Annotated in this window: 22 protein-coding genes and 2 pseudogenes; 15 read left to right on the top strand and 9 right to left on the bottom strand. The window is 59.9% G+C overall.

Features of this window, described 5'->3' with window-relative positions; translation table 11 throughout:
• Positions 1-16: 16 nt before the first annotated feature.
• The 3 genes from BK658_RS06025 to BK658_RS06015 all read right to left on the bottom strand — a co-directional run bounded on the left by BK658_RS06025 (position 17) and on the right by BK658_RS06015 (position 4,497).
• A complete protein-coding gene (locus BK658_RS06025) occupies positions 17-1,951 on the bottom strand; it encodes a RecQ family ATP-dependent DNA helicase (RefSeq protein ID WP_123581501.1) in 1,935 nt (644 codons plus the stop codon).
• A 173-nt stretch (positions 1,952-2,124) separates the two neighbouring features.
• Positions 2,125-3,255, bottom strand: coding sequence for a polysaccharide deacetylase family protein (locus BK658_RS06020; RefSeq protein ID WP_123581500.1), 1,131 nt, complete (start codon positions 3,253-3,255; stop codon positions 2,125-2,127).
• A 66-nt stretch (positions 3,256-3,321) separates the two neighbouring features.
• Positions 3,322-4,497 carry a tetratricopeptide repeat protein gene (locus BK658_RS06015; protein WP_123581499.1) on the bottom strand — a complete coding sequence of 392 codons (1,176 nt, stop codon included), beginning with the start codon at positions 4,495-4,497 and terminating at the stop codon, positions 3,322-3,324.
• 309 nt (positions 4,498-4,806) lie between these two features.
• Between BK658_RS06015 and BK658_RS06010 the strand changes: the two genes are divergently transcribed.
• The 6 genes and pseudogenes from BK658_RS06010 to BK658_RS05985 all read left to right on the top strand — a co-directional run bounded on the left by BK658_RS06010 (position 4,807) and on the right by BK658_RS05985 (position 6,648).
• On the top strand, positions 4,807-5,088 hold the full coding sequence (locus tag BK658_RS06010; RefSeq protein WP_123581498.1) for a hypothetical protein: 282 nt from the start codon (positions 4,807-4,809) through the stop codon (positions 5,086-5,088).
• Positions 5,089-5,093: 5 nt separating this feature from the next.
• Positions 5,094-5,276, top strand: a complete 183-nt coding sequence (locus BK658_RS30665; RefSeq protein ID WP_123581497.1) for an antitoxin PaaA2 family protein — start codon at positions 5,094-5,096, stop codon at positions 5,274-5,276.
• A 169-nt stretch (positions 5,277-5,445) separates the two neighbouring features.
• Complete coding sequence (locus tag BK658_RS06000; protein WP_123581496.1) at positions 5,446-5,742, top strand: hypothetical protein; 297 nt, start codon at positions 5,446-5,448, stop codon at positions 5,740-5,742.
• A gap of 65 nt (positions 5,743-5,807) precedes the next feature.
• Positions 5,808-5,903, top strand: a pseudogene (locus BK658_RS05995) (transcriptional regulator); the annotation flags it as partial.
• Positions 5,904-6,041: 138 nt separating this feature from the next.
• Positions 6,042-6,197 (top strand): annotated as a pseudogene (locus tag BK658_RS05990) (YhfG family protein); the annotation flags it as partial.
• A gap of 88 nt (positions 6,198-6,285) precedes the next feature.
• On the top strand, positions 6,286-6,648 hold the full coding sequence (locus BK658_RS05985; RefSeq protein ID WP_123581495.1) for a DUF1493 family protein: 363 nt from the start codon (positions 6,286-6,288) through the stop codon (positions 6,646-6,648).
• A gap of 315 nt (positions 6,649-6,963) precedes the next feature.
• On the opposite strand, the gene BK658_RS05980 is transcribed toward BK658_RS05985, so the two are convergent.
• From BK658_RS05980 to BK658_RS05965, 3 genes are all read right to left on the bottom strand, one after another.
• Positions 6,964-8,505, bottom strand: a complete 1,542-nt coding sequence (locus tag BK658_RS05980) for a phosphoenolpyruvate carboxykinase (RefSeq protein WP_123581494.1) — start codon at positions 8,503-8,505, stop codon at positions 6,964-6,966.
• 179 nt (positions 8,506-8,684) lie between these two features.
• Complete coding sequence (hslO, locus tag BK658_RS05970) at positions 8,685-9,587, bottom strand: Hsp33 family molecular chaperone HslO (RefSeq protein WP_123581493.1); 903 nt, start codon at positions 9,585-9,587, stop codon at positions 8,685-8,687.
• Between the two features lie 305 nt (positions 9,588-9,892).
• The gene (locus BK658_RS05965) at positions 9,893-10,297 is read right to left on the bottom strand and encodes an RNA-binding S4 domain-containing protein (protein ID WP_123581492.1); all 405 of its coding nucleotides are present in this window, start codon (positions 10,295-10,297) and stop codon (positions 9,893-9,895) included.
• Between the two features lie 219 nt (positions 10,298-10,516).
• Here BK658_RS05965 and rimB point away from each other — a divergent pair, with 219 nt between their 5' ends.
• Together rimB and rimK are read left to right on the top strand one after the other, a co-directional pair.
• Positions 10,517-10,999, top strand: a complete 483-nt coding sequence (gene rimB, locus BK658_RS05960) for a retropepsin-like aspartic endopeptidase RimB (protein WP_123581491.1) — start codon at positions 10,517-10,519, stop codon at positions 10,997-10,999.
• The gene (gene rimK / locus BK658_RS05955) at positions 10,996-11,901 is read left to right on the top strand and encodes a 30S ribosomal protein S6--L-glutamate ligase (protein WP_054595097.1); all 906 of its coding nucleotides are present in this window, start codon (positions 10,996-10,998) and stop codon (positions 11,899-11,901) included. The genes rimB and rimK overlap by 4 nt, the downstream gene beginning before the upstream one ends.
• A gap of 156 nt (positions 11,902-12,057) precedes the next feature.
• Here rimK and BK658_RS05950 read toward each other — a convergent pair whose 3' ends face one another.
• Both BK658_RS05950 and ompR read right to left on the bottom strand, forming a co-directional pair.
• Positions 12,058-13,371, bottom strand: coding sequence for an ATP-binding protein (locus BK658_RS05950; protein ID WP_054595096.1), 1,314 nt, complete (start codon positions 13,369-13,371; stop codon positions 12,058-12,060).
• Positions 13,372-13,479: 108 nt separating this feature from the next.
• The gene (gene ompR, locus BK658_RS05945) at positions 13,480-14,220 is read right to left on the bottom strand and encodes an osmolarity response regulator transcription factor OmpR (RefSeq protein ID WP_054595095.1); all 741 of its coding nucleotides are present in this window, start codon (positions 14,218-14,220) and stop codon (positions 13,480-13,482) included.
• Between the two features lie 361 nt (positions 14,221-14,581).
• On the opposite strand from ompR, the gene BK658_RS05940 reads away from it, so the two are divergent.
• The 7 genes from BK658_RS05940 (at position 14,582) to tauD (ending at position 22,953) form a co-directional block, all read left to right on the top strand.
• The gene (locus tag BK658_RS05940; protein WP_123581490.1) at positions 14,582-16,906 is read left to right on the top strand and encodes a Tex family protein; all 2,325 of its coding nucleotides are present in this window, start codon (positions 14,582-14,584) and stop codon (positions 16,904-16,906) included.
• A complete protein-coding gene (locus BK658_RS05935) occupies positions 16,906-17,289 on the top strand; it encodes a PaaI family thioesterase (protein WP_123581489.1) in 384 nt (127 codons plus the stop codon). Before BK658_RS05940 ends, BK658_RS05935 begins: the two co-directional genes overlap by 1 nt.
• 214 nt (positions 17,290-17,503) lie before the next feature.
• The gene (gene gshA, locus BK658_RS05930; protein WP_123581488.1) at positions 17,504-19,087 is read left to right on the top strand and encodes a glutamate--cysteine ligase; all 1,584 of its coding nucleotides are present in this window, start codon (positions 17,504-17,506) and stop codon (positions 19,085-19,087) included.
• A gap of 274 nt (positions 19,088-19,361) precedes the next feature.
• Complete coding sequence (gene tauA / locus BK658_RS05925) at positions 19,362-20,339, top strand: taurine ABC transporter substrate-binding protein (protein WP_123581536.1); 978 nt, start codon at positions 19,362-19,364, stop codon at positions 20,337-20,339.
• A 16-nt stretch (positions 20,340-20,355) separates the two neighbouring features.
• A complete protein-coding gene (tauB, locus tag BK658_RS05920) occupies positions 20,356-21,150 on the top strand; it encodes a taurine ABC transporter ATP-binding subunit (protein ID WP_123581487.1) in 795 nt (264 codons plus the stop codon).
• Positions 21,147-21,986 (top strand): taurine ABC transporter permease TauC, encoded by an 840-nt coding sequence (gene tauC / locus BK658_RS05915; protein ID WP_123581486.1) that lies wholly within the window; start codon positions 21,147-21,149, stop codon positions 21,984-21,986. Before tauB ends, tauC begins: the two co-directional genes overlap by 4 nt.
• Positions 21,987-22,110: 124 nt before the next feature.
• Positions 22,111-22,953, top strand: coding sequence for a taurine dioxygenase (gene tauD / locus BK658_RS05910; RefSeq protein WP_123581485.1), 843 nt, complete (start codon positions 22,111-22,113; stop codon positions 22,951-22,953).
• 117 nt (positions 22,954-23,070) lie between these two features.
• Here the strand turns inward: tauD and mgrA are convergent, their stop codons facing one another.
• Positions 23,071-24,108: an L-glyceraldehyde 3-phosphate reductase gene (gene mgrA / locus BK658_RS05905; protein WP_123581484.1), complete on the bottom strand. Its 1,038-nt coding sequence runs from the start codon at positions 24,106-24,108 to the stop codon at positions 23,071-23,073.
• Positions 24,109-24,270: the final 162 nt, after the last annotated feature.

Genomic DNA, 24,270 nt, shown 5'->3' with positions numbered 1-24,270 from the left:
TTACCGGCAGCGCTCTTCAGTTCAGGAGAGCCGTATTGGCCCACTCACGCACCTCGGCATACGGATAATCCTCCAACGCTGCAAATCCCGGAATTGCCCGCGCCTTGAGCTTGGTAAACAACGGCACGCTGATACCGCACAAGAACCGTGTCAGCCGTTCCGCACCCGGCACATGGCCGTTGTACGCTTCGTGCCTGTGGATAAAGTCGCCGCACAGCGCCTCGAAGTTTTTATCCACAAGCGCCGGCAGCTCAGGCGGTTCCGGCAGACGGGCAACCTGCCCATGACACACCGAACAATGCCCGCACTGCTGCGGCGCATTTTCGTCGCCGAAGTACTGCGCCAATCGATAACCCAGGCAGTGCTCAGTGGCGAACAGATCGAGCATCGCGTGAATCCGGGCGATTTCGGTGCGCTCATGGTGTGTGAAGTAACCATGCAATTGGGTGCTCAACGCCTGGGCATCGAAGTCCGTCATCAGCAGGCTGTAGACCTCGGTCATCTGCTTGCTTTCCAGTTCGACCCAACCCTTCTCCTGGAAGTAATCCAGCGCCTTGACCACCCGATTGCGCTCGGCTTGATGCTGTTGGTACAGCGCCTCGAAATTCACCGTGGCCCAGGTTCGCGCATGGCTGGAGGTCTGGATGATCGCCTCGACGAAGTCCCGTCGCTCGCCCTCGAAACGCGCCAGCAAGGCTTCAGGCTCCAGCAGGAACTTGAAGCGGTACTCGGCAAAATAGGCGTAACGCGGTGCGATCAAGCCTTTGAGTTCAAGCTGCACCAGCAAGGTTTTGAGCGGTAGTTGGCGAATATTGCTCTGATCGGCCAACGGGCCCAGCAAAAACTCCCATTGCCCATCCGGTGCGGCCGCTTGCAATTCGTCGAGCACACAGCGGATTCCATCCAGCTCTGGTGTGTCGCCGTACACAAAGTTTTCCAACACGTTGAGGCTGTCACGGTTGGCCAGCACCAGGCAGTCGGAAGGCTGCCCGTCGCGTCCGGCACGACCGATTTCCTGACTGTAGTTTTCGATGGATTTCGGTAAATCGAAATGCACCACGTTGCGGATGTCACTCTTGTCGATGCCCATGCCGAACGCGATGGTGGCGACGATGCAATTGGACTGCCCGCCCATGAACCGACGCTGAATGGCTTCCCGTTGTTCGTGGGGCAAACCGGCATGATAGGCCTCGGCCTGAAGACCGTTCTGGCTCAGGTGCTGGGCAATCTGCTCGGCGGTTTTCTGCAAGGTCACGTAGACAATGCTCGGCTGCCCGGCACGCTGGCCCATCCACTCCACCAGACGCCGACGCTTGTCCGGGCCACGCACCGGTTCAACCAGCAAATTCAGGTTGGGACGATAGAAACCGGTGGTCACCACATCGTCCGCCGCGATGGCGAATTTCGCCTGCATGTCGGCGATCACCTTGGGCGTGGCAGTGGCTGTCAGCAGCAAGGTTTGCGGGATGTTGAACTGGCGCTGGTAGTCCGGCAGCTTCAGGTAATCCGGGCGGAAGTTGTGGCCCCACTCGGAGATACAGTGCGCCTCGTCCACCACCAGCAACGAGATCGGCACTTGCTGCAGAAAGTTGCGAAAGCGCTCGTTCTTCAAGCGCTCCACGGAAATCATCAGGATCTTCAATTCGCCGGAACGCGCCCGCGCCATCACCTCGTTGGCATCATCGCGGCTCTGGGCCGAATCGATACTCGCCGCCGCAATGCCATGACGCTGCAAGAACGCCAATTGGTCCTGCATCAGCGCCAGCAAGGGCGACACCACCAGCGTCAGGTGCGGCAGCAACACGGCCGGCAACTGATAGCACAAGGACTTGCCGGAGCCGGTCGGAAAAATCGCCGCTGCCGAGCGCCCGGCCAACACCGCACTGACCGCCGCCTCCTGGCCGGGCCGGAACTGTGGATAACCAAAGACCTGTTCGAGGGTGTTGTGCATAAGCTGTCACTCCGTTGACTGCTGCCATGCCGAAAGCCTAGTCGGCAAGTGCAGCGAGTCGAGAAAAGGTCGGGCGCAAAAGGAATACGGAATGATACAGGGAGGGGAATGTTGCAGGCGCATTGATCGCTCCAGCGCAGGGCGTGGAACGATCGTAAGCGAAAGCGTCAGGCCTACTGCTGCGCCCGACAGTCGACCCATTTCACGCCGTTGCGCTGGTTCGCCGCAATCAACGCGGGGACCGCTTTCGGTGCCTTGTCGTGGATGTCATGGAACAGGATGATCCCGCGGCGCCACAGCAGCATCAGGGTCTGCACGCGCTGGGTCGCGGCGTCTGCGTTGATCTGTCTGCTCCAGTCCTGGGAGTCGATGCCCCAGAGCATCACCTTCAAGCCCTGAGCCTTGAAGAATCCGGCGCTGTCGCTGCGACGCTGGCCATACGGCGGGCGAAACAACGACTGATAGTCATCCGGTACCGTACCGCGCACCAGCGTCACCGAACGGTTGATCGACGACTGCCACTCGCTCCAGGCGCTGTGGGATTTGTGCTCCCAGCCATGCAGGGCAACGCACTGGCCTCGGTACAACTCGCGCATTTTGTCTGGCGAAGATTTACGCAAGCGTGCCTGAAAGGGCTCGCCGAGCACAAAGAACACGCCGTGCAGATCGTTGGCCCGCAGTACATTGGCCACCACATCGGTGTGCTTGTCGATGCCGCTCGGGCCATCGTCGAACGTCAGCAGAAACTGTCGGTCGGCCAACTCATCGCCCGTCAGTTCGGCGCTGTCGAAGCGCTCGATCTCGCTGCTGATCGTCGGGAACAGCGCGGCCAGACGCAGTTGCTCGTTCAAATACTGCTCGTGAAACACCCGACTGCCTGCAGCCCATGCGGCATAGGCCGGGCCGACCTCGCCGGTGAAACCGGCCGCCTGCTGACGCAAATCGTCGAGGCCACGCACCTGTGGACAAAACAGCTCGGCCTCACAGTTCTGGCTGGCGCTACGGTAGTTGCTCAACAGCCGGTCCCAGAAACGCTGACGCACCTGCTCCACGGATTTGAACTCGACTTGCTTCACACCCAAACGCTGCTTGAGGGCGTTTTCGTCCAGTGCTTCGCTGACCAGCAAGGCCTTGCCGAACATCAGCATCTCGGCGCGCGAGGCCGTATCGAAACCCGCCTCACTGGCCAGCGAACCTGGCCAGACGCCGCGATCAATCGTCGCGAACACCGCCGCACCCACCGCGTGTGCAGTGTTTACCCACAGGCAACCGAGCAGTAAAAAAGTAAAAGCCCGCAACCGCATACCCAGCTCCTTAAATGCACAACGCGCCATAGCGGCGCGTTGTGGGGTCAACTCAACGCAAACCGATCAGCGGTTTTGCACGCGCTCGATCGCCTTGTCATACACCGGGTTGGCTTTTTGCTGCTTGGCCAACTGGTAATGACGCAATGCGTCAGGGAACTGATTCGCCGCTTCATAGATACGGGCGATGTTGTAGTAGGAACTGGCGCGAACAGTGGCAGCCGAATTGCCGCTGGCCAGTGCGATAGCCTTGCGGTTGGCCCAGATCGACTCGGCAGTGTTGCCGGCCTTCTGATACGCCAGACCCAGGTTGCTGTAGGCCTGACCAAAGCCGTTGTTCAGCTCAATCGCCTGACGATAGAAGTCGATCGCCTGCGGCAGGTCGCCGACGTGGTAGGCCGCTTCGCCTTTCTGGTTCAGGTTTTTCGCATCCGACAGTGCCGAAGTACTGACCGCCACGGCGGTAACGGCCACGCTGTCATCGAGCAATGGGGAGACTTCGTTCAACACGTTCGCGGCATCAACCTGCGAGCCAGTGAAGTTGTTGATGTCCTGGAAATCGCCGCTGCCGGTCATGCGGAAAACGGTCCACAGGTTGCCACTGCGGTTTTGCGGCACATAGTAAGTGCGCACCAGCGACTGGCCCATGTACACGAACACTTTGGCCTGGCTGTTGGAGAGTGCATGCGAATTCGGGTTGCTGCTATTGCTGAAGTCATGCACGGCGTAGACGTAGCTCTCGCCGTAGTGCTTCTTCTCCAGGGTGATGGTTTCCGGGCCATAGCTGGTGGTGTCATCGACATCCAGATGAGCGTCGGTGCCCTGCTTGCTGCCGTAGTAAATGTTGTTGCCGGGGAAGATCATGTGCGAGTCGAGGTCCGACGGGGTTGCGCCCCAGGTCAGCACCACACGCAGGCCGTCGAGGTTGGTCATCACCGGGCTGATGGCATAGGTCATGCCCTTGCACGGGCACTTGACCACCAGGTTGGAGAAACCCGGCTTCTTGATGATCAGCAGGTTGCTCGCGTCATCGGCAAAATCGGCGGTCAGGCTGACCTGACCCTGCGCATTGGTGCGACCCACCACGTTCTGCGCGCCATTGCGTTGCAACAGCACTTCAGCGTCGGCGATCTTCTGATCCTTGACCACCGCACTCAACACCTCGATCGGCAGTTGTTCAGCCTGCGCCGAGCCAAACGCGGCCCACAGCGACAAAATCGAAGCCATACGAAGCAATCGCATACCTAATTCCCTTTAAGTGTTTAAACAGACGTCTAGAAACGTCCTACGGATTCTGGCGCGCACCATACAGAAATTTGCCGCGTTTCGCCTGACAATTGCGTAGGAAATTCAACCTCTAGGGGAATCGCTGAAAAAAACCTCGGGTAGCACGTAGTCCTAAGCCTTGCGGGCAAGTAAACCTCCTACACAACCTGTCCATTCAGGCTGTCTTGCGAGACTTTGGAGTGCGGTTCTATAGTTTGCGGCGCGGCTAAACCCCGTATGTCGGCCTGCAGGAGCGACGTCGCGACTTCCTACAGGACACGCTCAATGAACCCGCACGATCCGTCTAACAACCGCTATCGCCCACTCAAAACCAACTACAGCGAAACCCCAGTTCTGGTCATCGACACCGAGGCCAATCCCCACGCCATCCTGGACGCCGCCCGACAACGCATCCGCGCCTCCAGCGACCTGCTCGAAACGCTTTATTGCCTGTGCTTCAAGCAAGCGGATGTGAAAGACATTCCGAATATCGTCAATGCGCTTTATCTGCTGACTCAGGATGGGAGTGAGTTGCTTGAGGTGGCTCGGCAGCGGATGACGGGGTAAAAAACATGGCCAATCCCAGCAAACCCATAGAGACGCAAAACACCATCGACAATGCTGCCTACGACGCATGGTTCAGGGAGCAAGTACAAGCCAGTATCGACGACCCTCGGCCCAGCATTGAAGATGACGAAGCCAAGCGCTTTATGGCTAAAAAACGAGACGTCCTACGTCGGCGGACAGACCGATAGACACGGCCTTACCAATCTTCGTCCCCGTCCTACAACCTCGTGCTCCTTGTCGGCTATCACCCGCTTGCACACCACACCTATAGTTGTGACTGTCGCTGCCAAATCAGCGGCTCGGGCTTGGTCACCCGGAACAGAGGCACACATTTCCCTTCACTAAAGGTGCTCCTCAATGACCACATTAAATCCGTTTGTAGATCGCTACCGTCCATTAAAAACCAACTTCACCGATACCCCGGTTCTGATCATCGACACAGAGGCCGACCCACAAGACATCCTCGAAGCCGCCCTTCAGCGCATCCGCGCCTCCAGCGATCTACTCGAAACCTTGCACTGCCAATGCTTCAAGCACGGCGACGTCAAAGACATCCCCCATATCACCCACGCCCTGTACCTGCTGAATCAAGATGGCTGCGACCTACTCCAGGTTGCCCAGCAACGCATGCTGAACTGGAAAGCGCCGTCCTGAAGTCCGAGTGAACAGATCGTTCCCACGTTCTGCGTGAGAACGATCAACGAACACTGGAGATAACCATGAGCAAGTTTTTTGATGAGCTGATGGAAAGCGTGCAACAGATGGACAAGATCGTACGGGGTGAACGTCGACCTTTCCGCGAATTCCATGTTGATAGATCGTTCCCACGCTCTGCGTGGGAATGCCGCCATGGACGCTCCGCGTCCACTGTGACGCAGAGCGTCACGGGATGCGTTACCACGCAGAGCGTGGGAACGATCAGTGAAAGAAACAGCAGCCCCGAGACTGCCGTCATGAGCCAATTAACCTTCAAACAAAAACAAGCGCATTACGAAAAGGTCCGCCGCTCAAACTACTTGGCCAGCCTACGTCTCGCCGGATTCGACACGTCACAGGCAGACCTCGACAAACCACTTCCTACACGACAAGAAGTGTTCACAAAGTACCGACAAGACGAACCTCCAGCATCTGTTTCCACCCTTCCCTCCAAGCCCGACGGCCAATAAGATCCGCCTAAGCCCAACCGGACGCCCCGCAATGAACCTCGCCCCCAACTTCCCCGACGACCACGCCATGCAGTTATTCATGCAACTGCTGCACGAAGAACTCGGGCTGCCCGAACGAAAAACCATCAGCCTCACCACCTCGATCAATTTTGACCTCGGCTGCGACGGCGCCGATGCGCGGCATCTGATGGAAACCCTGGAAGAACAGTTCGCCATAGACTTCGTCGACTACGACGCCTATCGCTACTTCCAACACGAAGGCTTTGACGTTTTTCTCAAACGTCGGGCCAAGGGACGTGGTGACAAAGTCCCGCTGACCATCGGCATGCTTTACCAGGCCATCAAGGTGAAGCAGTGGAATACGCAGGAACTGGAAGGCAAGCCGAACACATAAGTGCCATTATTCTGGCCGTTTAGCGCCTTTTCAGCTGGAATATTGGTAGTTCTCCCTCCGCAGCTCTGAATTGCCAAAACAAAAGGCCCGCAGCGATGCGGGCCTTCTTTGTTTTCTGAAGATTAGCGGCGAAACAACAGACGCCAAGATCGCAGCCTTCGGCAGCTCCTACGTTGGAACGCGTACACACGTAGGAGCTGCCGAAGGCTGCGATCTTTTGATTTGCTGGTGGCGGGCTAAGTCCTCCTCTACCCCCGCCCACAAAAAAACCGCCCCCAAGGGCGGCTTTCTCTTACCTCAAACCACTACCGATAATTACAACTTCGGCCCAGCAGCCTTGATCGCGTCGCTCACTTCAAACTTCTTGAAGTTCTCAACGAACAGACCGGCCAGCGCCTTGGCAGCCTCATCGTAAGCAGCCTTGTCAGCCCAGGTGTTACGTGGGTTCAACAGGCCAGTCTCAACGCCTGGTACGGCCAATGGCACGTCGAGGTTGATGGTGTCGAGGTGTTCGGTGGCTGCACCGATCAACGCGCCGCTCTGGATCGCTGCGATCACCGCGCGGGTGGTCGGGATGTTGAAGCGTTTGCCGACGCCGTAGCCGCCGCCAGTCCAGCCGGTGTTGACCAGGTAGACCTTGGAGCCGAAGCCGCGGATGCGCTTGATCAGCAGCTCTGCGTATTCGCCAGCTGGACGCGGGAAGAACGGTGCGCCGAAGCAGGTGGAGAAGGTCGACTTGATGCCGCTGCCCGAACCCATTTCGGTCGAGCCCACCAATGCGGTGTAGCCGGACAGGAAGTGGTAGGCCGCTTGTTCTTCATTGAGGATCGACACTGGCGGCAGCACGCCGGTCAGGTCGCAGGTCAGGAAGATCACTGCGTTTGGCTCGCCACCGAGGTTCTTCTCGGAACGCTTGGCAACGTGCTCCAGCGGGTAGGCGGCGCGGCTGTTCTGGGTCAGGCTGACATCGGTGTAGTCGGCGTGCTTGGCGTCGTCGATAACAACGTTTTCCAGGACTGCGCCGTGCTTGATGGCTTTCCAGATGACTGGCTCGTTCTTCTCGGACAGGTCGATGCACTTGGCATAGCAACCGCCTTCGATGTTGAACACCACGCCCTCGCCCCAGCCGTGTTCGTCGTCACCGATCAGGTAACGGCTTTCGTCGGCGGACAGGGTGGTCTTGCCGGTGCCGGACAGACCGAAGAACAGGGTCACGTCGCCCTCTTCGCCGATGTTGGCGGCGCAGTGCATTGGCAGCACGTCAGCGGCCGGCAGCAGGAAGTTCTGCACCGAGAACATGGCTTTCTTCATTTCACCGGCGTAGCGCATGCCGGCGAGCAGCACTTTCTTCTGGGCGAAGTTGATGATCACGCAGCCGTCGGAGTTGGTGCCGTCACGCTCTGGCACGCACTCGAAGTTGGCGACGTTCAGAACTTGCCACTCTTCACGACCGGCCGGGTTGTACTTGGCCGGGTTGATGAACAGGCAACGACCGAACAGGTTCTGCCAGGCAGTCTGGGTGGTCATTTTCACGGCCAGGTAATGCTCTTCAGCCGAACCTACGTGCACGTGGGAAACGAAATGCTCTTGAGCGTTGTTGAACGCCTCGACGCGAGCCCACAGGGCATCGAACTTGTCGGCCGGGAACTTGCGGTTGATCGGGCCCCAGGCGATGGCGGCCTGAGTGCTTGGCTCTTCAACGATGAAACGGTCGACTGGCGAACGACCGGTACGGTGACCGGTGCGAACGACCAGCGCGCCGGTATCGGCAAGCTCGCCCTCACCGCGACTCAGGGCTTCTTTAACCAGATCATCAACACTCAGATCGGTGTACACAGCATTATTGGCTTGCGTCATGAGGTTCCCCGTCGGCCAGTGGCCGAGTGCTCCAAACGTTTTGTAGTAGAAAGTCGCGCACTACTACCGCGAAAAAAGTGGGCCGGATTATGCCAGAAAAGCCCAAAAATAGTAGGGCCCTCCCGTCAGGACGGCGTTATTCCGGCGTTTACCAGTGAATTTACCTGCGCTGAAGCGTTTTAGTGACGGGTATCTGACGGCGTATCGACACCCGCTCCGGCGAACAATTGGGTGATATCGGCCGCATCAAACAGGTAGCGATGGTTGCAGAACTGGCAGTCGATCTCGATGCGGCCACCGTGTTCGATGACCAGTGCCTGGGCATCTTCCAGACCCAGGCTGACCAGGGCATTGCCCGAACGCTCACGCGAGCAACTGCAACGGAAGCGTAGTTTCTGCACGTCAAACAGGCGCACCTGCTCTTCGTGGTAGAGACGATGCAAGATGGTTTCGTTGTCCAGACTCAGCAATTCATCGGCGGTCAGGGTGCTGCCCAGCGCGGTGATGTGCTGCCAGCTGGCGGCGCGGTCTTCTTCGTCTTTCAGGCGGTCGGCCGGCAGTTGTTGCAGCAGCAGACCACGGGCGCGACGGCCGTCGGCGTGCAGCCAGAAGCGCGTGCCGACTTGCTGGGACATGACGAAATAGTTGGTGAAGCAGTCTGCCAGGGTCGCGCCGTCGAGGTCGACGATGCCCTGATAACGCTGGCCTTGGGTTGGATCGACGGTGAGTGCCAGCATGCCGTTGGGCATCATGTCGGCCAGGGTCGCGTCGGCAGCAATCAGGTCTGCGTCATAACGGGCTAGGCCACGGATTTCACGCTCGCTGGAGCACTCGATCATCAATAACGACACCGGGCCTTCGGAACGCGCCTGCAGGATCAGCAAGCCATCGAACTTCAAGGTGCCGACCAGCAGCGCCGCAGCCGCCATCAGTTCGCCAAGCAGTTGCGCGACCGGCTCCGGATAGGGGTGTTTGGCGAGGACTTCGGCATAGCTACGCTCCAACGCAACCAGCTCGCCGCGGGCGTCGCTGTCATCGAAGATGAAGCGTTGGGTGTAGTCGGTATCCGGTAGATCAGTCATAGGTCTGGGTATCTGAAGTGAAGACTAAAGGATGACAAGGGCTGAGAGTCGCGCCTTGCGCACCGTCTCGGTGCATTAATGTTGGCCATGACAGGCATTTTATGAACAATCCGGGTTTGTTCCAAGCAAGGTCGAACCGCGGCATAGTGACGCTGGGTAGTTTAGTCCGATCAGAACGACAGCTTACTCTTGATCGTTCCTACGCTCCTGCGTGGGAATGCAGCCCGGGACGCTCCGCGTCCCAAGAGCCGAACGCGGAGCGTCCGTAGAGGCATTCCTTTGCTGCGCGTGGGAACGATCACATCTCACTCCGCGTTGCTGCCATGAAACTTGAACAGGTCCCGGCGCTGTTTCTTGCTCGGCTTGCCGTCGGTGCTGACGCCCAAGGCGCCGGCCTTGCGCTGGGCTGCGGCGTTTTCGCGTTTGGCGATGCTGGCTTCGGTCTCAACGTACAACATCTGCGCCTCAGGGGCGCCACGACGGACGATCGAGAGTGCCTGGACCATCACGGTGCGTTCATCGAAACCGGCGCGAATCTGAAACTCGTCGCCAATCCTCGGTTCCTTGCCCGGCTTGCAGCGCTCACCCCGGCAATGCACCTTGCCGCTTTCGATCGCAGCTTTGGCCAGCGCACGGGTTTTGTAGAAGCGCGCCGCCCACAACCACTTATCGAGACGGACTTTGTCGTCCTCTTCGTTTTTTTGTGCCATGGGTTTTCCTCATTCTGAAATATTTCTGAACTGTACTACCGTTTCTGTCGTGCCATGAATTTCGCCGGTTCAGCATACAATGCGCGACGCTTCCGGGTTGCGCTCGGGGGCGGGAAATCCGGGCCGTAGATATCTGTCGCCTTTTACCTATTATTCTGCGTGAATACCGCGAATTCGGCCGCTTTGCGGTGCGAACGGTTCCTCACCGGTTGAGCACATTTGAAGACATTTGACCATTTGACCGTTGTGGGTCTGCGCGAGTGGGTGGCGCTCCCTGATTTGGGAGTCGCAGGCCTGCGGGCGAAGATCGACACCGGCGCCAGCACTTCCACCCTGCATGCCACCGAAATCGAGCCGTTTGAGCGCGACGGGGAAACGTGGGTGCGTTTCAATGCGCACCTGGGCACGGTGGTGCAGCTGCGTCACCGCCGCTGTGAAGCGCCGCTGGTGACGATGAAAACCATTAAAAGCTCCAACGGCCAAGCGCAGGTGCGTTACGTGATCAGTACCACCCTGGCGCTCGGCGATCGGGTGTGGCGAGTGGAGTTCACTCTCACCTGTCGCAAGTCCATGCGTTATCGCCTGTTACTCGGTTCAAAAGCCCTGGTTGACGGCCAGTTGGTGGTCAATCCGGGCATTAAATACGTTCAAGACAAGCCGGTGTTCCCGGTGTCCACTACCTCTTCCACAGGTGTTGCATGAAGATCGCTGTGCTGTCGCGGAACCCGCGTCTGTATTCCACTCGTCGCCTGGTTGAAGCCGGCACCGAACGCGGCCATGAGATGGTGGTGATCGATACTCTGCGCGCCTATATGAACATTGCCAGTCATAAGCCGCAGATCCACTACCGCGGCAAGCCGCTGGAAGGTTTTGACGCTGTGATCCCGCGGATCGGCGCTTCGGTGACTTTTTATGGCTGCGCGGTATTGCGTCAGTTTGAAATGATGGGCGTGTTCCCGCTCAACGAGTCGGTGGCCATTGCCCGTTCGCGGGACAAACTGCGCTCGCTGCAATTGCTTTCACGTCGCGGTATCGGTTTGCCGGTCACCGGTTTTGCTCACTCGCCGGACGACATTCCCGACCTGATCGAAATGGTCAACGGCGCACCGTTGGTGATCAAGGTGCTGGAAGGCACTCAGGGCATCGGCGTGGTGATGTGTGAAACGGCGACGGCGGCGGAGTCGGTGATCGAGGCGTTCATGGGCCTCAAGCAGAACATCATGGTTCAGGAATACATCAAGGAAGCCGGCGGTGCCGACATTCGTTGCTTCGTGGTCGGCGACAAGGTGATCGCCGCGATGAAGCGCCAGGCCAAGCCGGGCGAGTTCCGCTCCAACCTGCACCGTGGCGGCAGCGCCAGCCTGATCAAGATCACCCCCGAAGAGCGCATGACCGCGCTGCGTGCAGCCAAGGTCATGGGCCTGAGCGTGGCGGGTGTGGATATCCTGCGCTCCAACCATGGGCCGCTGGTGATGGAAGTGAACTCGTCGCCGGGGCTGGAAGGGATCGAAACCACCACCAGCAAGGACGTGGCAGGGATCATCATTCAGCACATCGAGAAGAACGGCGGGCCGAATATGACGCGGACCAAGGGTAAGGGTTAATCTCAACCTTTTCAGCGGCAGGGACGCCGCCTTCGCGAGCAAGCTCGCTCCCACATTTTGATCTTCAGCGAACACACAATTGTGTACGACCGAGATCCCTGTGGGAGCGAGCTTGCTCGCGAAGAGGCCCTATACCCCAACAACAATGCTGGCGTCTTAAACCGCATCTCTGGGCAACATCAACCCAAGCGGCAATCTCACCCGCGCTTCCAGGCCGCCACCGGAGCGGTTGCGCAGTTCAACGTTGCCGCCATGCATCGAAGCAATCCGCTTGACGATGGCCAACCCCAGCCCGGTGCCCTTGCCGCCCCGCGCACGGTCGCCACGGGTGAACGGGTTGAAGATCGCTTCCAGCTCTGACGGATCGATCCCGGCGCCACGGTCCATGACGCTCAGCACCACATACGGCGCGCTGACATCTCCCGAGACATACGCCGCCACCTCAACGCCGCTGCCTGCGTGATGCAAGGCGTTGCCGATCAGGTTGTTCAAGAGTCGCTTCATCGACACCCGACGCAACGGGAACGGCTGAATCGGCTCCAGACGCAAGCGCACCCGCTCCTCGTTCTGGTTGTAAGGCGCCGCCACTTCGCGCACCAGATCACTCAGGTCGACTTCCTCGACCGACTCGTCCCGACCATCGCGAATGAACGCCAGGAACTGGTCGAGAATCGCGTCCATGTCTTCGATGTCACGCACCATGTCGTCGCTCAGGTCGCTGTGGTTGCCCATCAGCTCCAGCGACAGACGCAAGCGGGTCAACGGTGTGCGCAGGTCATGTGATACCCCGGCGAGCATCAATTCACGTTCGCGGCCGGCCTGTTCAACGTCTTCCGCCATCTGGTTGAACGCCCGATAGACCTCGGTCATTTCGCTCGGTGTGTCGCTGATCGGCAGGCGCACGCTGCGCCCCTGGCCCAGTTGCCGGGCGGCATCGACCAGCCGCTTGAGCGGCTGGTTGAGCTGGCTGACGAAAATCCACGCCGACGCGGTGGATAACAAGCCGATGGCAAGAAACCAGCCGAGTACGTTCCAGATTTTCTGGCCACGCAACGGATGCGGGTACAGCGGTACTTTCAGCCAGCCGTCACCCAGGCTCGGAGCCCGGACCCAGAGCGCCGGCGGTGCGTGCATGCGCAATCGCACTTCGGTATCGGCACCCAGTTCGGCCTGCATCTGTCGTTGGTAGATTTCGCTGTAGGGCCAATGCTGTTCACCCTCGGGAACACCGGCGCCCACCACACGAATCAGTGTCGCGGCATCGGCAATTTTCGCCCGGTTTTCTTCGTCCGCAGCCCAGTAGGCACGCAAAGTCAGCGCGACACCGTGACTGTATTGGCGGTCCACCAGCACGTCCTCGTTCATCAACAGATAAACCAGGGTCAGCGCCTTGGAAAACAGCACGACGATCAGCACCAGCCAGAGCGTGCGCGAGAAGAAACTTTGGGGGAACCACACGGGGGTTTTCATAGACAACCGCTACATACTTTGCAGGAGCGAGCGAAGCTCGCAGAGTTGCGGATCGCGAATCAACCGGGTGACACGTTACCCGGCTGACCCGCTCCTACAAATCACCGATCACTTGGTCGCGGTGCCGTCCGGAACGAACACGTAACCCACGCCCCAGACCGTTTGAATGTAGCGTGGTTTCGACGGATCAGGCTCGATCATCCGGCGCAGGCGGGAAATCTGTACGTCGATGGAACGCTCCAGGGCATCCCATTCGCGGCCACGGGCCAGATTCATCAGCTTGTCGCGGGTCAGTGGTTGACGCGCATTCATCACCAACGCCTTGAGCACCGCGAATTCACCGGTGGTGAGCATGTGTACTTCGTCGCCGCGCTTGAGCTCGCGAGTCGCCAACGACAATTCGTAATCACCGAAAGTCACGCTTTCATCTTCGCTGCCCGGTGCGCCCGGCACGGGAGCCGACTGGCGACGCAGGACCGCTTTGACCCGCGCCATCAGCTCGTCCGGGTTGAACGGCTTGGCCAGGTAATCGTCGGCGCCCAGTTCCAGGCCTTTGATACGGCTCAGCTCATCGCCCTTGGCGGTCAGCATGATGATCGGGATCTGATTGTTTGCGCCACGCAAACGGCGGCACGCAGTCAGGCCGTCTTCGCCGGGCAACATCAGGTCGAGGACGACCAGGTTGAACACTTCACGCGCCAGCAGACGATCCATCTGTTCGGTGTTCGGTACGGCGCGGGCACGATAGCCCTTGCTGACGAAAAAACGTTCCAGCAGGCTGCTGAGCCCCGGATCGTCGTCAACGATAAGAATTTTTTCGCCTTCAGCAGTTTGTGCAGTGCTGCTCATTGGATGCTCCTTTGATCTCGGCGCGCATTATGGCGTAGCTGCCGTTATACGCACCGTGTGCATTGTTAGCAGATTTTTCCTCTACCGCCAGCGACATGGCCTTTATGCCTACAGCCCGCGATGCCCCCATTGGGCAGAACGGCGGTTATAATGCGCGGCCTTTTGTGTCGGGCAACGTCTGATCGTTACTGCCGGTGGCGACTTTTTATTTCTCATCGCCCGGCAGTAATTGTTCGATTCCACGGGTCAATGGGATGTCTTTTGATCCAGGTAGCGGCGCTGGCCAGGCCGCTCAACCAGACTCGCCGGGCCTTATGCCCTGCGCCCGCGAGCCTGCTTTCACAATTTGTCAGGTGGTTTTATGGACAGCATCAACAGCCGCATCGCCGAGGAACTCGGTGTACGCCCACAACAGGTCGAAGCGGCCGTCGCGCTACTCGATGAAGGCTCCACGGTGCCCTTCATCGCCCGCTACCGGAAAGAAGTGACCGGCAGCCTCGATGACACCCAGTTACGGCATCTGGAAGAGCGTCTGCGCTACCTGCGAGAACTCGACGAACGGCGCATCAGCATCCTTGCCAGCATCGAAGAGCAAGGCAAGCTGACCCCGCAACTTGAGCGCGATATCAAACTCGCCGACACCAAGACCCGCCTCGAAGACTTGTACCTGCCGTACAAGCAAAAACGCCGCACCAAGGGCCAGATCGCCCTGGAAGCCGGCCTTGGCGAACTGGCCGACGGCCTGTTCAACGACCCGAACCTGACGCCAGACACCGAAGCCGCACGCTTCGTCAACGCCGAAAAAGGCGTGGCAGACGTGAAGGCGGCCCTCGAAGGCGCCAAGTACATCCTCATGGAACGCTTCGCCGAAGATGCCAACCTGCTCGACAAGTTGCGCAGTTACCTGAAGCAGGAAGCCACGCTCAGTGCCCGCGTGATCACCGGCAAGGAAGAAGAAGGCGCCAAGTTCCGCGACTATTTCGAACACGACGAACCGCTGAAAAGCATGCCATCGCACCGCGCCCTGGCGATTTTCCGTGGCCGCAACGAAGGCATCCTCAGCTCCGCGCTGAAAGTCGGTGATGAACTGCCGGGCACCATGCACCCGTGCGAAGGCATGATCGGTCAGCAATTCGGCATCGCCAACCAGAACCGCCCGGCCGACAAATGGCTCGGTGAAGTGGTGCGCTGGACCTGGAAGGTCAAGCTCTACACCCACCTGGAAACCGACCTGCTCGGTGAGCTGCGTGACGGCGCCGAGACCGAAGCGATCAACGTCTTCGCGCATAACCTGCACGACTTGCTGCTGGCCGCTCCTGCCGGCCCACGCGCCACGCTGGGCCTGGACCCGGGCCTGCGCACCGGTTGCAAGGTGGCGGTGGTCGACGCCACCGGCAAGCTGCTGGATCACGCCACGGTTTACCCGCACGTGCCGCACAACAAGTGGGACCAGACCATCGCCGTGCTTGCGGCCCTGTGCGCCAAGCACTCGGTGGACCTGATCGCCATCGGCAACGGCACCGCCAGCCGTGAAACCGACAAGCTCGCCGCGGACCTGATCAAAAAATACCCGGCGATGAAAATGACCAAGGTCATGGTCTCCGAAGCCGGCGCTTCGGTTTACTCGGCCTCGGAGCTGGCCTCCAAGGAATTCCCGGACCTCGACGTGTCGATCCGTGGCGCGGTGTCGATTGCCCGTCGCTTGCAAGACCCGCTGGCCGAGCTGGTGAAAATCGATCCGAAATCCATCGGTGTCGGCCAGTACCAGCACGACGTATCGCAGTTGAAACTGGCGCGTGGCCTGGACGCGGTGGTCGAGGACTGCGTGAACGCCGTTGGCGTCGACGTGAACACCGCCTCCGTTGCACTGCTGGCCCGCATCTCCGGCCTCAACGCGACCCTGGCGCAGAACATCGTGACTCACCGTGATGAAAATGGCGCCTTCAAGACCCGCGCAGCGCTGAAGAAAGTCGCCCGTCTCGGCGAAAAAACCTTCGAACAGGCGGCCGGCTTCCTGCGCGTGATGAACGGCGACAACCCGCTGGACTCCTCCGCGGTTCACCCGGAAGCCTATCCACTGGTGCAACGCATCGCCGCTGAAACCGACCGCGACATCCGCTCGCTGATCGGCGACGCTGCTTTCCTCAAGCGTCTCGACCCGAAGAAGTACACCGACGAAACCTTCGGTCTGCCAACGGTCACCGACATCCTGCAAGAACTGGAAAAGCCGGGCCGCGACCCACGTCCAGAGTTCAAGACCGCCGAGTTCCAGGAAGGCGTCGAAGACCTCAAGGACTTGCAACTGGGGATGATCCTCGAAGGCGTGGTGACCAACGTGACCAACTTCGGCGCCTTCGTCGATATCGGCGTGCATCAGGACGGTTTGGTGCATATCTCCGCGCTTTCGGAGAAATTCATCAAGGATCCGCGTGAGGCGGTGAAAGCCGGTGACGTGGTCAAGGTCAAAGTCATGGAAGTCGACATCCCGCGTAAACGCGTTGGCCTGTCGATGCGCATGAGCGACACCCCGGGCGAGAAGATCGACGGCGCTCGTGGCGCACGTCCAGGTTCGGCGCCGCGTCAGTCTTCGAACACCGCACCGCGTAAGGAAACCACGGCAGCGGCGCCGAGTAACAACGCCATGGCGTCGCTGTTCGCCAACGCCAAGCAGTTGAAGAAGCGCTGATGGAAATCCCTGCGGGGTTGACCGAAAGCGCTTTTTTCAAGCTGCTGGGTTGCCGTTTGCACAGCCTTGAGGTCGGGGTGGCGCAAGTCGCCCTGGCGCTTGAGCCGCAGCTGCGCAATCGCGGAGGCAAGCTGCACGGCGGGGCGCTGTTCAGTCTGGTGGACATTGCCATGGGGCTGGCCTGTTCCAGTTCCCATGGTTTTGACCAGCAGAGCGCGACCATCGAGTGCAAGATCAACTACGTGCGCGCCGTTTCCGAAGGCGAAGTCCTGTGCACCGCCCGGGTGGTTCACCCGGGCCGGCGCACGCTGGTGGTCGAAGCCGATGTGGTGCAAGGCGACAAACTGGTCGCAAAAGCACAAGGCACGTTCGCTGTCCTGTAGATGCGCATCATCAATTTGAGTTAATTTCGGCGCTGCGAAAGCTGCGCCGATGTTTTTTCGTGCGCGATAGCAAGTTTCAGGGATGAAGTATTGGCCTTTGCGAGTGGGTCATCGCAGCTCGATAATGAGGCGAAAACGCCAGTTTTAACTTCACCCTTGTAGACCGTCCTACCCACCCCCATATTGGGGCGACTGACGCGTGAAGGAATCCAACTTGAGCGAACTTCTCAACCGCCGCCTGGCTCTGCTCGGCGAGCGCGCTAACCTCTCTCTGCTCGAACAGTGTCTTCACGGCATCGAACGTGAATGCCTGCGCGTGACGGGCGAAGGTCGCCTGGCGCAAACGCCGCACCCTGAAAGCCTGGGTTCCGCGCTGACCAATGAACAGATCACCACCGACTATTCCGAGTCGCTGCTGGAGTTCATCACGCCTGCCCTGCCGGACCCTGCGGACACGCTGGCGAGCCTCGACAAAATTCACCGCTTTGCCTACAGCAAGCTCGGCAACGAGTACCTGTGGAGCCCGTCGATGCCGTGCCCGCTGCCGGCCGAGGAAGATATCCCGATCGCCTACTACGGCACCTCCAACATCGGTCAGCTCAAGTACGTCTACCGCAAGGGCCTGGCCCTGCGTTACGGCAAGACCATGCAGTGCATCGCCGGGATTCACTACAATTTTTCGCTGCCGGAAAAACTCTGGCCGCTGCTCAAAGAAGCTGATGGCTTTGTCGGCACCGACCGCGACTATCAGTCGTCGGCCTACATCGCGCTGATCCGCAACTTCCGCCGCTACAGCTGGCTGTTGATGTACCTGTTCGGGGCCTCGCCAGCGCTGGACGCCGGTTTCCTGCGCGGTCGTTCCCATCAGCTGGAGCAATTCGACGCCGAGACGCTGTACCTGCCGTACGCCACCAGCCTGCGCATGAGCGATCTGGGTTACCAGAGCAACGCGCAAGCCGGACTGACGCCGTGCTACAACGACCTGAACAGCTACACCGACAGCCTGCGCAAAGCGGTGGCCACGCCTTACGCGCCGTACGTCGAAATCGGCACGCACCAGGACGGTGAGTGGGTTCAGCTCAACACCAACATCCTGCAGATCGAAAACGAGTACTACTCCAACATTCGCCCGAAACGCGTGACCTACACCGGCGAACGGCCGATCCAGGCGCTGATGGCCCGTGGCATCCAGTACGTTGAAGTGCGCCTGCTGGACATCAACCCGTTCATGCCGATGGGCATCGACCTGCCGGAAGCGCGCTTCCTCGACGCGTTCCTGCTGTATTGCGCGCTGAACGAAAGCCCGCTGCTGACCGCCAACACCTGCGGCAACGCCACCTCGAACTTCCTCAGCGTGGTCAAGGAAGGTCGCCGTCCGGGCCTGCAACTGCAACGCGATGGTCAGTCGGTGGACATGAAAGAGTGGGCCTTGGAGCTGCTGGAAAAAATCGCCCCGCTGGCCGCGCTGCTCGATCAGAGCCATGGCGGTGACACCCATAGCAAAGCCCTCGACGCGCAACTGGCGAAAATCCAGAACCCTTCCCTGACCCCTTCCGCACAAGTGCTGGCAGCGATGACCGAGCACAAGGAAAGCTTCGCCCAGTTCTCCCTGCGCCAGAGTCAGGCGCACGCCGAGTTCTTCCGCAGCGAGCCGCTGCCTGCCGAAGAGCAGGCACGCTTTGAAGAGTTGGCGCGCTCGTCGCTGGCTCAGCAAACTGAGCTTGAGCAGAACGAAGTCGGTGATTTCGACGTGTTTGTCGGCTCGTACCAGGCGAGCATTCTGGCGATCAGTAACTAAATCCGCCGATCGTTCCCACGCTCCCGCGTGGGAATGCAGCCCGTGACGCTCCGCGTCACTGGACGCGGAGCGTCCCTAGAGGCATTCCCACGCAGAGCGTGGGAACGATCATGTCGCGTGCCCCACACAGGCTTGCTCGCGATGAGCACACAGCGGTCGCTGTCAGGGTTTTCCGCTCATAAGCTCATTCGAAAAAGTTATTTATTTTCGAATTCTTAGATCATTTAGTCTCATCACTTGCCGAAACCCCGGCCGCCTGATGAGGACTTTCATGATGAAACTGCACTTCCCCCTCCGCCTCCTGGCGGCCGCATCCCTGGCCGCAGCGAGCTTTTTCGCTCAAGCGGCTGACGTCACTGTCGCCTACCAGACTACCGTCGACCCGGCCAAAGTCGCTCAGGCTGACGGCACTTACGAAACCGCCACCCACGCCAAAATCGACTGGCGCAAGTTCGACAACGGTGCCGACATCATCGCCGCCATCGCCTCGGGCGACGTGCAGATCGGCTACCTTGGTTCCAGCCCGCTGACCGCTGCAATCACCCGCAAGGTTCCGGTCGAAACCTTTCTCATCGCCACCCAGATCGGCGCGGCCGAAGCACTGGTGGCCCGTGACGGTTCCGGGATCAAGACCCCGCAGGACCTGATCGGCAAGAAAATCGCCGTACCGTTTGTTTCCACCGGCCACTACAGCCTGCTGGCCGCGCTCAAGCACTGGAACATCGACCCGTCGAAAGTCCAGATCCTCAATCTCGCGCCGCCGGCAATCATTGCCGCTTGGAAACGCGGCGACATCGACGCCACCTACGTGTGGGACCCGGCGCTGGGCGTTGCCAAGGAAAACGGCAAAGTGCTGATCACTTCCGGCGAACTGGCCAAATTCGGCGCGCCGACCTTCGATGCGTGGATCGTGCGCAAGGATTTCGCCGAGAAGCACCCGGAAATCGTCAGCGCCTTCGCCAAAGTCACCCTCGACGCCTACGCCCACTACCGCAAGGACCCACAAGCCTGGCTGGCGGATAAGGGCAATGTCGACAAGCTAGTGAAACTCTCTGGCGCCAAGGCCAGCGACATCCCGTTGCTGCTGCAGGGCAACGTCTACCCGCTGGCGGCCGATCAGGTGATCACCCTCGGCGCGCCGACCACCAAGGCCATCACCGATACCGCGGCGTTCCTCAAGGAACAAGGCAAGGTTGAGGCTGTGCTGCCGGACTACGCCCCTTACGTCAGCGCCAAGTACATCACTAATTGATCGGGAGTTGACCGCGATGGCCTTGCTACAGCTGGAGCGCATCAGCGCACAGTACCCCGGCACTGCCGAACCGGTGCTGGCGGATATTTCCTTAAGCCTTGGGCCCCAGCAATTGCTGGTCGCCCTCGGCCCGTCCGGCAGCGGCAAGACCTCGCTGTTGAACCTGATCGCCGGCTTCGTCGAACCCAGCGCCGGGCGCATCACCCTCGACGGCGTGCCAGTCAAAGGTCCGAGCGCCGAGCGTGGCGTGGTGTTCCAGGACGATGCGCTACTGCCTTGGCAGGACGTGTTGGCCAACGTCGGTTTCGGTCTGGAACTGGCCGGTGTACCGCGTGATAAACGCGAAATCCGCGCCCGGGAAATGCTCGCGCTGGTCGACCTCGCAGGCTTTGACGCGCGCCGCATCTGGCAGCTCTCAGGCGGTCAGAAGCAGCGTGTCGGCTTGGCCCGCGCCCTCGCTGCCGACCCACGCGTGCTGCTGATGGACGAACCCTTCGGCGCCCTTGATGCGTTCACCCGCGAACAGATGCAGGAACTGCTGTTGCAAGTCTGGCGGCGCACCGCCAAACCGGTGTTTCTGATTACCCACGACATTGAAGAAGCAGTGTTCCTGGCCACAGACTTGATTCTGTTGGCCCCTAACCCTGGGCAAATCGTCGAGCGCTTGTCGCTGGATTTCGGTCAGCGCTATGCCGCTGGCGAATCGGCTCGGGCGATCAAATCCGACCCACGCTTTATCGAAACCCGCGAACACGTACTCGCCCGTGTGTTCTCCCAACGCAGCGCCGCCCAGCGGCAGGAGCGCGCATGAGCAGCTATGAAATCCCGGCCACGACGGCCAGCCCGGCCACCCCATCGACGTTTATTCCGCTGCGTCGCAGCCTCGGTACACGCTGGATCAGCGTACTGACGCTGATCACTTTGCTCGCTGTTTGGTGGGCTGTTACTGCCAGTGGCCTGATCGAGCCGTTGTTCCTGCCACCGCCGTCGGCCATCCTGCAAAAAGGCTGGTTGCTGGCGACCACGGGTTATATGGACTCGAGCCTCTGGCAACATCTGGGCGCGAGCCTCAGCCGGATTGGTCTGGGCTTGGGCTTTGCAGTCCTGACCGCCGTGCCGGTTGGTATCGCCATCGGTCACAACCGCATCGCACGCGGCATTCTCGATCCGCTGATCGAGTTCTACCGGCCAATTCCACCGTTGGCCTACCTGCCGCTGATCGTGATCTGGTGCGGCATCGGTGAGCTGTCCAAGGTGTTGCTGATCTATCTGGCGATCTTCGCCCCGATCGCCATCGCCACCGCGACCGGCGTACGTACCGTCGACCCCGCAAAATTGCGCGCCGCGCAGTCGTTGGGTGCAACCCGGGCCCAACTGATTCGCCATGTGATTTTGCCAAGTGCGTTACCGGACATTCTGACCGGCGTGCGCATTGGTCTTGGCGTGGGTTGGTCGACGCTGGTGGCTGCCGAACTGATCGCCGCCACCAGCGGTTTGGGCTTCATGGTGCAGTCGGCTGCGCAATTTCTGGTCACCGATGTGGTGGTGCTGGGGATTCTGGTGATCGCGCTGATCGCCTTCGCCATGGAAATGGGCCTGCGTGCGCTGCAACGCAAACTGGTGCCGTGGCATGGCCAGTCGCACTAAATATTCATGTGGGAGCGAGCTTGCTCGCGAAGGCAGTGTGTCAGGCAACATTGCTTTGACTGATGAACCGCTTTCGCGAGCAAGCTCGCTCCCACAGTCGGCCCCCCGAATTGAAGAGAACGCCATGAGCAGCCTGACCATCAACCCACTCAGCACCGCCCTCGGCGCGCAGATCAGCGGCGTCGATATCTCTCAACCGCTGAACCTCGAACAGCGCGATGCAATCGTGCAAGCGCTGCTCAAGCATCAAGTGCTGTTCTTCCGCGAGCAGCCGATCAACCCGCAGCAGCAGGCACGCTTCGCGGCGAATTTCGGCGACCTGCACATTCACCCGATCTATCCGAATGTGCCGGAACAACCGGAAGTATTGATCCTCGACACTGCCGAAACCGACGTGCGCGACAACGCCGTATGGCACACCGACGTCACCTTCCTGCCGACCCCGGCCCTCGGTGCAGTACTCAGCGCCAAGCTGTTGCCGGAGTTTGGTGGCGACACCTTGTGGGCCAGCGGCATTGCAGCGTACGAAGCACTGTCAACGCCTCTGCAAAACCTGCTGCAGGGCCTGACCGCGACCCACGATTTCGTCAAATCCTTCCCGCTGGAGCGTTTTGGAACCACGCCTGAAGCCTTGGCTCAGTGGGAGGCCGCCCGCAAGAAAAATCCGCCGCTGTCGCATCCGGTGATCCGCACGCACCCGGTGAGTGGGCGCAGGTCGTTGTTCGTCAATGAAGGCTTCACGACGAAGCTCAATGAGCTCTCGGAAACAGAAAGCGAAGCGATTCTGAAGCTGCTGTTCGCCCATGCTACGCGACCGGAATTTACCATTCGCTGGCGCTGGCAGGAGAACGACGTGGCGTTCTGGGATAACCGTGTGACCCAGCATTTTGCGGTGGACGATTACCGGCCTGCACGGCGGGTGATGCACCGGGCGACGGTATTGGGGGATGTGCCGTTTTTCAGATGAGATGATCGTTCCCACGCTCTGCGTGGGAATGCCGCCATGGACGCTCTGCGTCCACTGTGACGCAGAGCGTCACGGGATTCATTCCCACGCGGGAGCGTGGGAACGATCATTACGGGGTTACTCCGCCGTCGAAGGCTTCTCCCACAAATTGATCCCGCCCTCCCGGGCAAACCGGTCAATCTCTGCCAGTTCCTCAACGCTGAAGCTCAAGTTCTTCAACGCCGCGACGTTCTCGATAATCTGCTCCGGTCGACTTGCGCCGATCAGTGCCGAGGTCACTCGCGGGTCGCGCAGCGTCCAGGCCAGGGCCATTTGCGCCAGGCTTTGGCCACGGCGTTTGGCGATTTCGTTGAGGGCGCGCACCAGGGCAATGTTGGCATCGGACAGGTGTGAGGCTTGCAACGAGTCACCGCCCGGACGGTTGACCCGTGCATCTTTCGGTACGCCATTGAGGTACTTGTCGGTCAGCAGCCCCTGAGCCAACGGCGTGAACGCAATCACACCCGCGCCGAGTTCATCGGTGGCGTCCAGCAGGTCTTTTTCCACCCAACGGTTGAGCAAGTTGTAAGCCGGCTGGTGGATCAACAGCGGCACTTTCCACTCTTTCAACAACGCCGCCATTTCACGGGTTTTCGCCCCGGAATAAGACGAGATACCGATGTACAGCGCTTTGCCCTGCTGCACGGCGGTGGCCAGCGCACTAGCGGTTTCTTCCAGCGGAGTGTCCGGGTCGAAACGGTGGGAGTAGAAAATATCCACGTAGTCGACGCCCAGGCGTTGCAAGCTCTGGTCGAGGCTGGCCAGCACGTATTTACGCGAGCCACCGCCCTGGCCGTAAGGGCCCGGCCACATGTCCCAACCGGCCTTGCTGGAGATGATCAGCTCGTCGCGGTACTGCTTGAAATCTTCGCGCAGCAAACGGCCGAAGTTGATCTCGGCACTGCCGTACGGCGGGCCGTAGTTGTTGGCCAGGTCGAAGTGGTTGATGCCCAGGTCGAAGGCAGTACGCAGCAAGGATCGCTGGGTATCGATCGGCGTGCTGTCGCCGAAGTTGTGCCACAGGCCCAGGGACAGCGCCGGCAACACCAGCCCGCTGCGACCGACGCGGCGGTAAGGAATGGAGTCGTAACGATCAGCAGCAGCGGTGTAAGTCATCGAACCCTCTCTTGTTGTGAGCGACGAAGTCGTCAGCGTTGCCCAGCATACGCTCAGGCAACGCATTCAAAACGGGGTGTTCGACTAAATGCTGAAACGTTTCGCATTGCTCCTGATTTGGCCCTTACTCCGAATGTTTGTATTAGGGGTGGCTACCTTTGA

Origin of the sequence: Pseudomonas brassicacearum, from assembly GCF_003732175.1 — a bacterium.
GTDB lineage: Bacteria > Pseudomonadota > Gammaproteobacteria > Pseudomonadales > Pseudomonadaceae > Aquipseudomonas > Aquipseudomonas brassicacearum_G.
Note: the sequence above shows the minus strand (reverse complement) of the source record. Positions and strands in the feature narration are given on the sequence as shown.

Coding starts and splice junctions, on each gene's coding strand:
- BK658_RS05935 (WP_123581489.1), top strand. CDS start 16,906: ATGGAAATCCCTGCGGGGTTGACCGAAAGCGCTTTTTTCAAGCTGCTG.
- hslO (WP_123581493.1), bottom strand. CDS start 9,587: ATGACTGATCTACCGGATACCGACTACACCCAACGCTTCATCTTCGAT.
- BK658_RS06020 (WP_123581500.1), bottom strand. CDS start 3,255: ATGCGGTTGCGGGCTTTTACTTTTTTACTGCTCGGTTGCCTGTGGGTA.
- BK658_RS05985 (WP_123581495.1), top strand. CDS start 6,286: ATGAACCTCGCCCCCAACTTCCCCGACGACCACGCCATGCAGTTATTC.
- BK658_RS06025 (WP_123581501.1), bottom strand. CDS start 1,951: ATGCACAACACCCTCGAACAGGTCTTTGGTTATCCACAGTTCCGGCCC.
- rimK (WP_054595097.1), top strand. CDS start 10,996: ATGAAGATCGCTGTGCTGTCGCGGAACCCGCGTCTGTATTCCACTCGT.
- BK658_RS30665 (WP_123581497.1), top strand. CDS start 5,094: ATGGCCAATCCCAGCAAACCCATAGAGACGCAAAACACCATCGACAAT.
- tauD (WP_123581485.1), top strand. CDS start 22,111: ATGAGCAGCCTGACCATCAACCCACTCAGCACCGCCCTCGGCGCGCAG.
- mgrA (WP_123581484.1), bottom strand. CDS start 24,108: ATGACTTACACCGCTGCTGCTGATCGTTACGACTCCATTCCTTACCGC.
- tauC (WP_123581486.1), top strand. CDS start 21,147: ATGAGCAGCTATGAAATCCCGGCCACGACGGCCAGCCCGGCCACCCCA.
- BK658_RS05940 (WP_123581490.1), top strand. CDS start 14,582: ATGGACAGCATCAACAGCCGCATCGCCGAGGAACTCGGTGTACGCCCA.
- tauB (WP_123581487.1), top strand. CDS start 20,356: ATGGCCTTGCTACAGCTGGAGCGCATCAGCGCACAGTACCCCGGCACT.
- BK658_RS06015 (WP_123581499.1), bottom strand. CDS start 4,497: ATGCGATTGCTTCGTATGGCTTCGATTTTGTCGCTGTGGGCCGCGTTT.
- BK658_RS06010 (WP_123581498.1), top strand. CDS start 4,807: ATGAACCCGCACGATCCGTCTAACAACCGCTATCGCCCACTCAAAACC.
- BK658_RS05950 (WP_054595096.1), bottom strand. CDS start 13,371: ATGAAAACCCCCGTGTGGTTCCCCCAAAGTTTCTTCTCGCGCACGCTC.
- tauA (WP_123581536.1), top strand. CDS start 19,362: ATGAAACTGCACTTCCCCCTCCGCCTCCTGGCGGCCGCATCCCTGGCC.
- BK658_RS06000 (WP_123581496.1), top strand. CDS start 5,446: ATGACCACATTAAATCCGTTTGTAGATCGCTACCGTCCATTAAAAACC.
- BK658_RS05980 (WP_123581494.1), bottom strand. CDS start 8,505: ATGACGCAAGCCAATAATGCTGTGTACACCGATCTGAGTGTTGATGAT.
- ompR (WP_054595095.1), bottom strand. CDS start 14,220: ATGAGCAGCACTGCACAAACTGCTGAAGGCGAAAAAATTCTTATCGTT.
- BK658_RS05965 (WP_123581492.1), bottom strand. CDS start 10,297: ATGGCACAAAAAAACGAAGAGGACGACAAAGTCCGTCTCGATAAGTGG.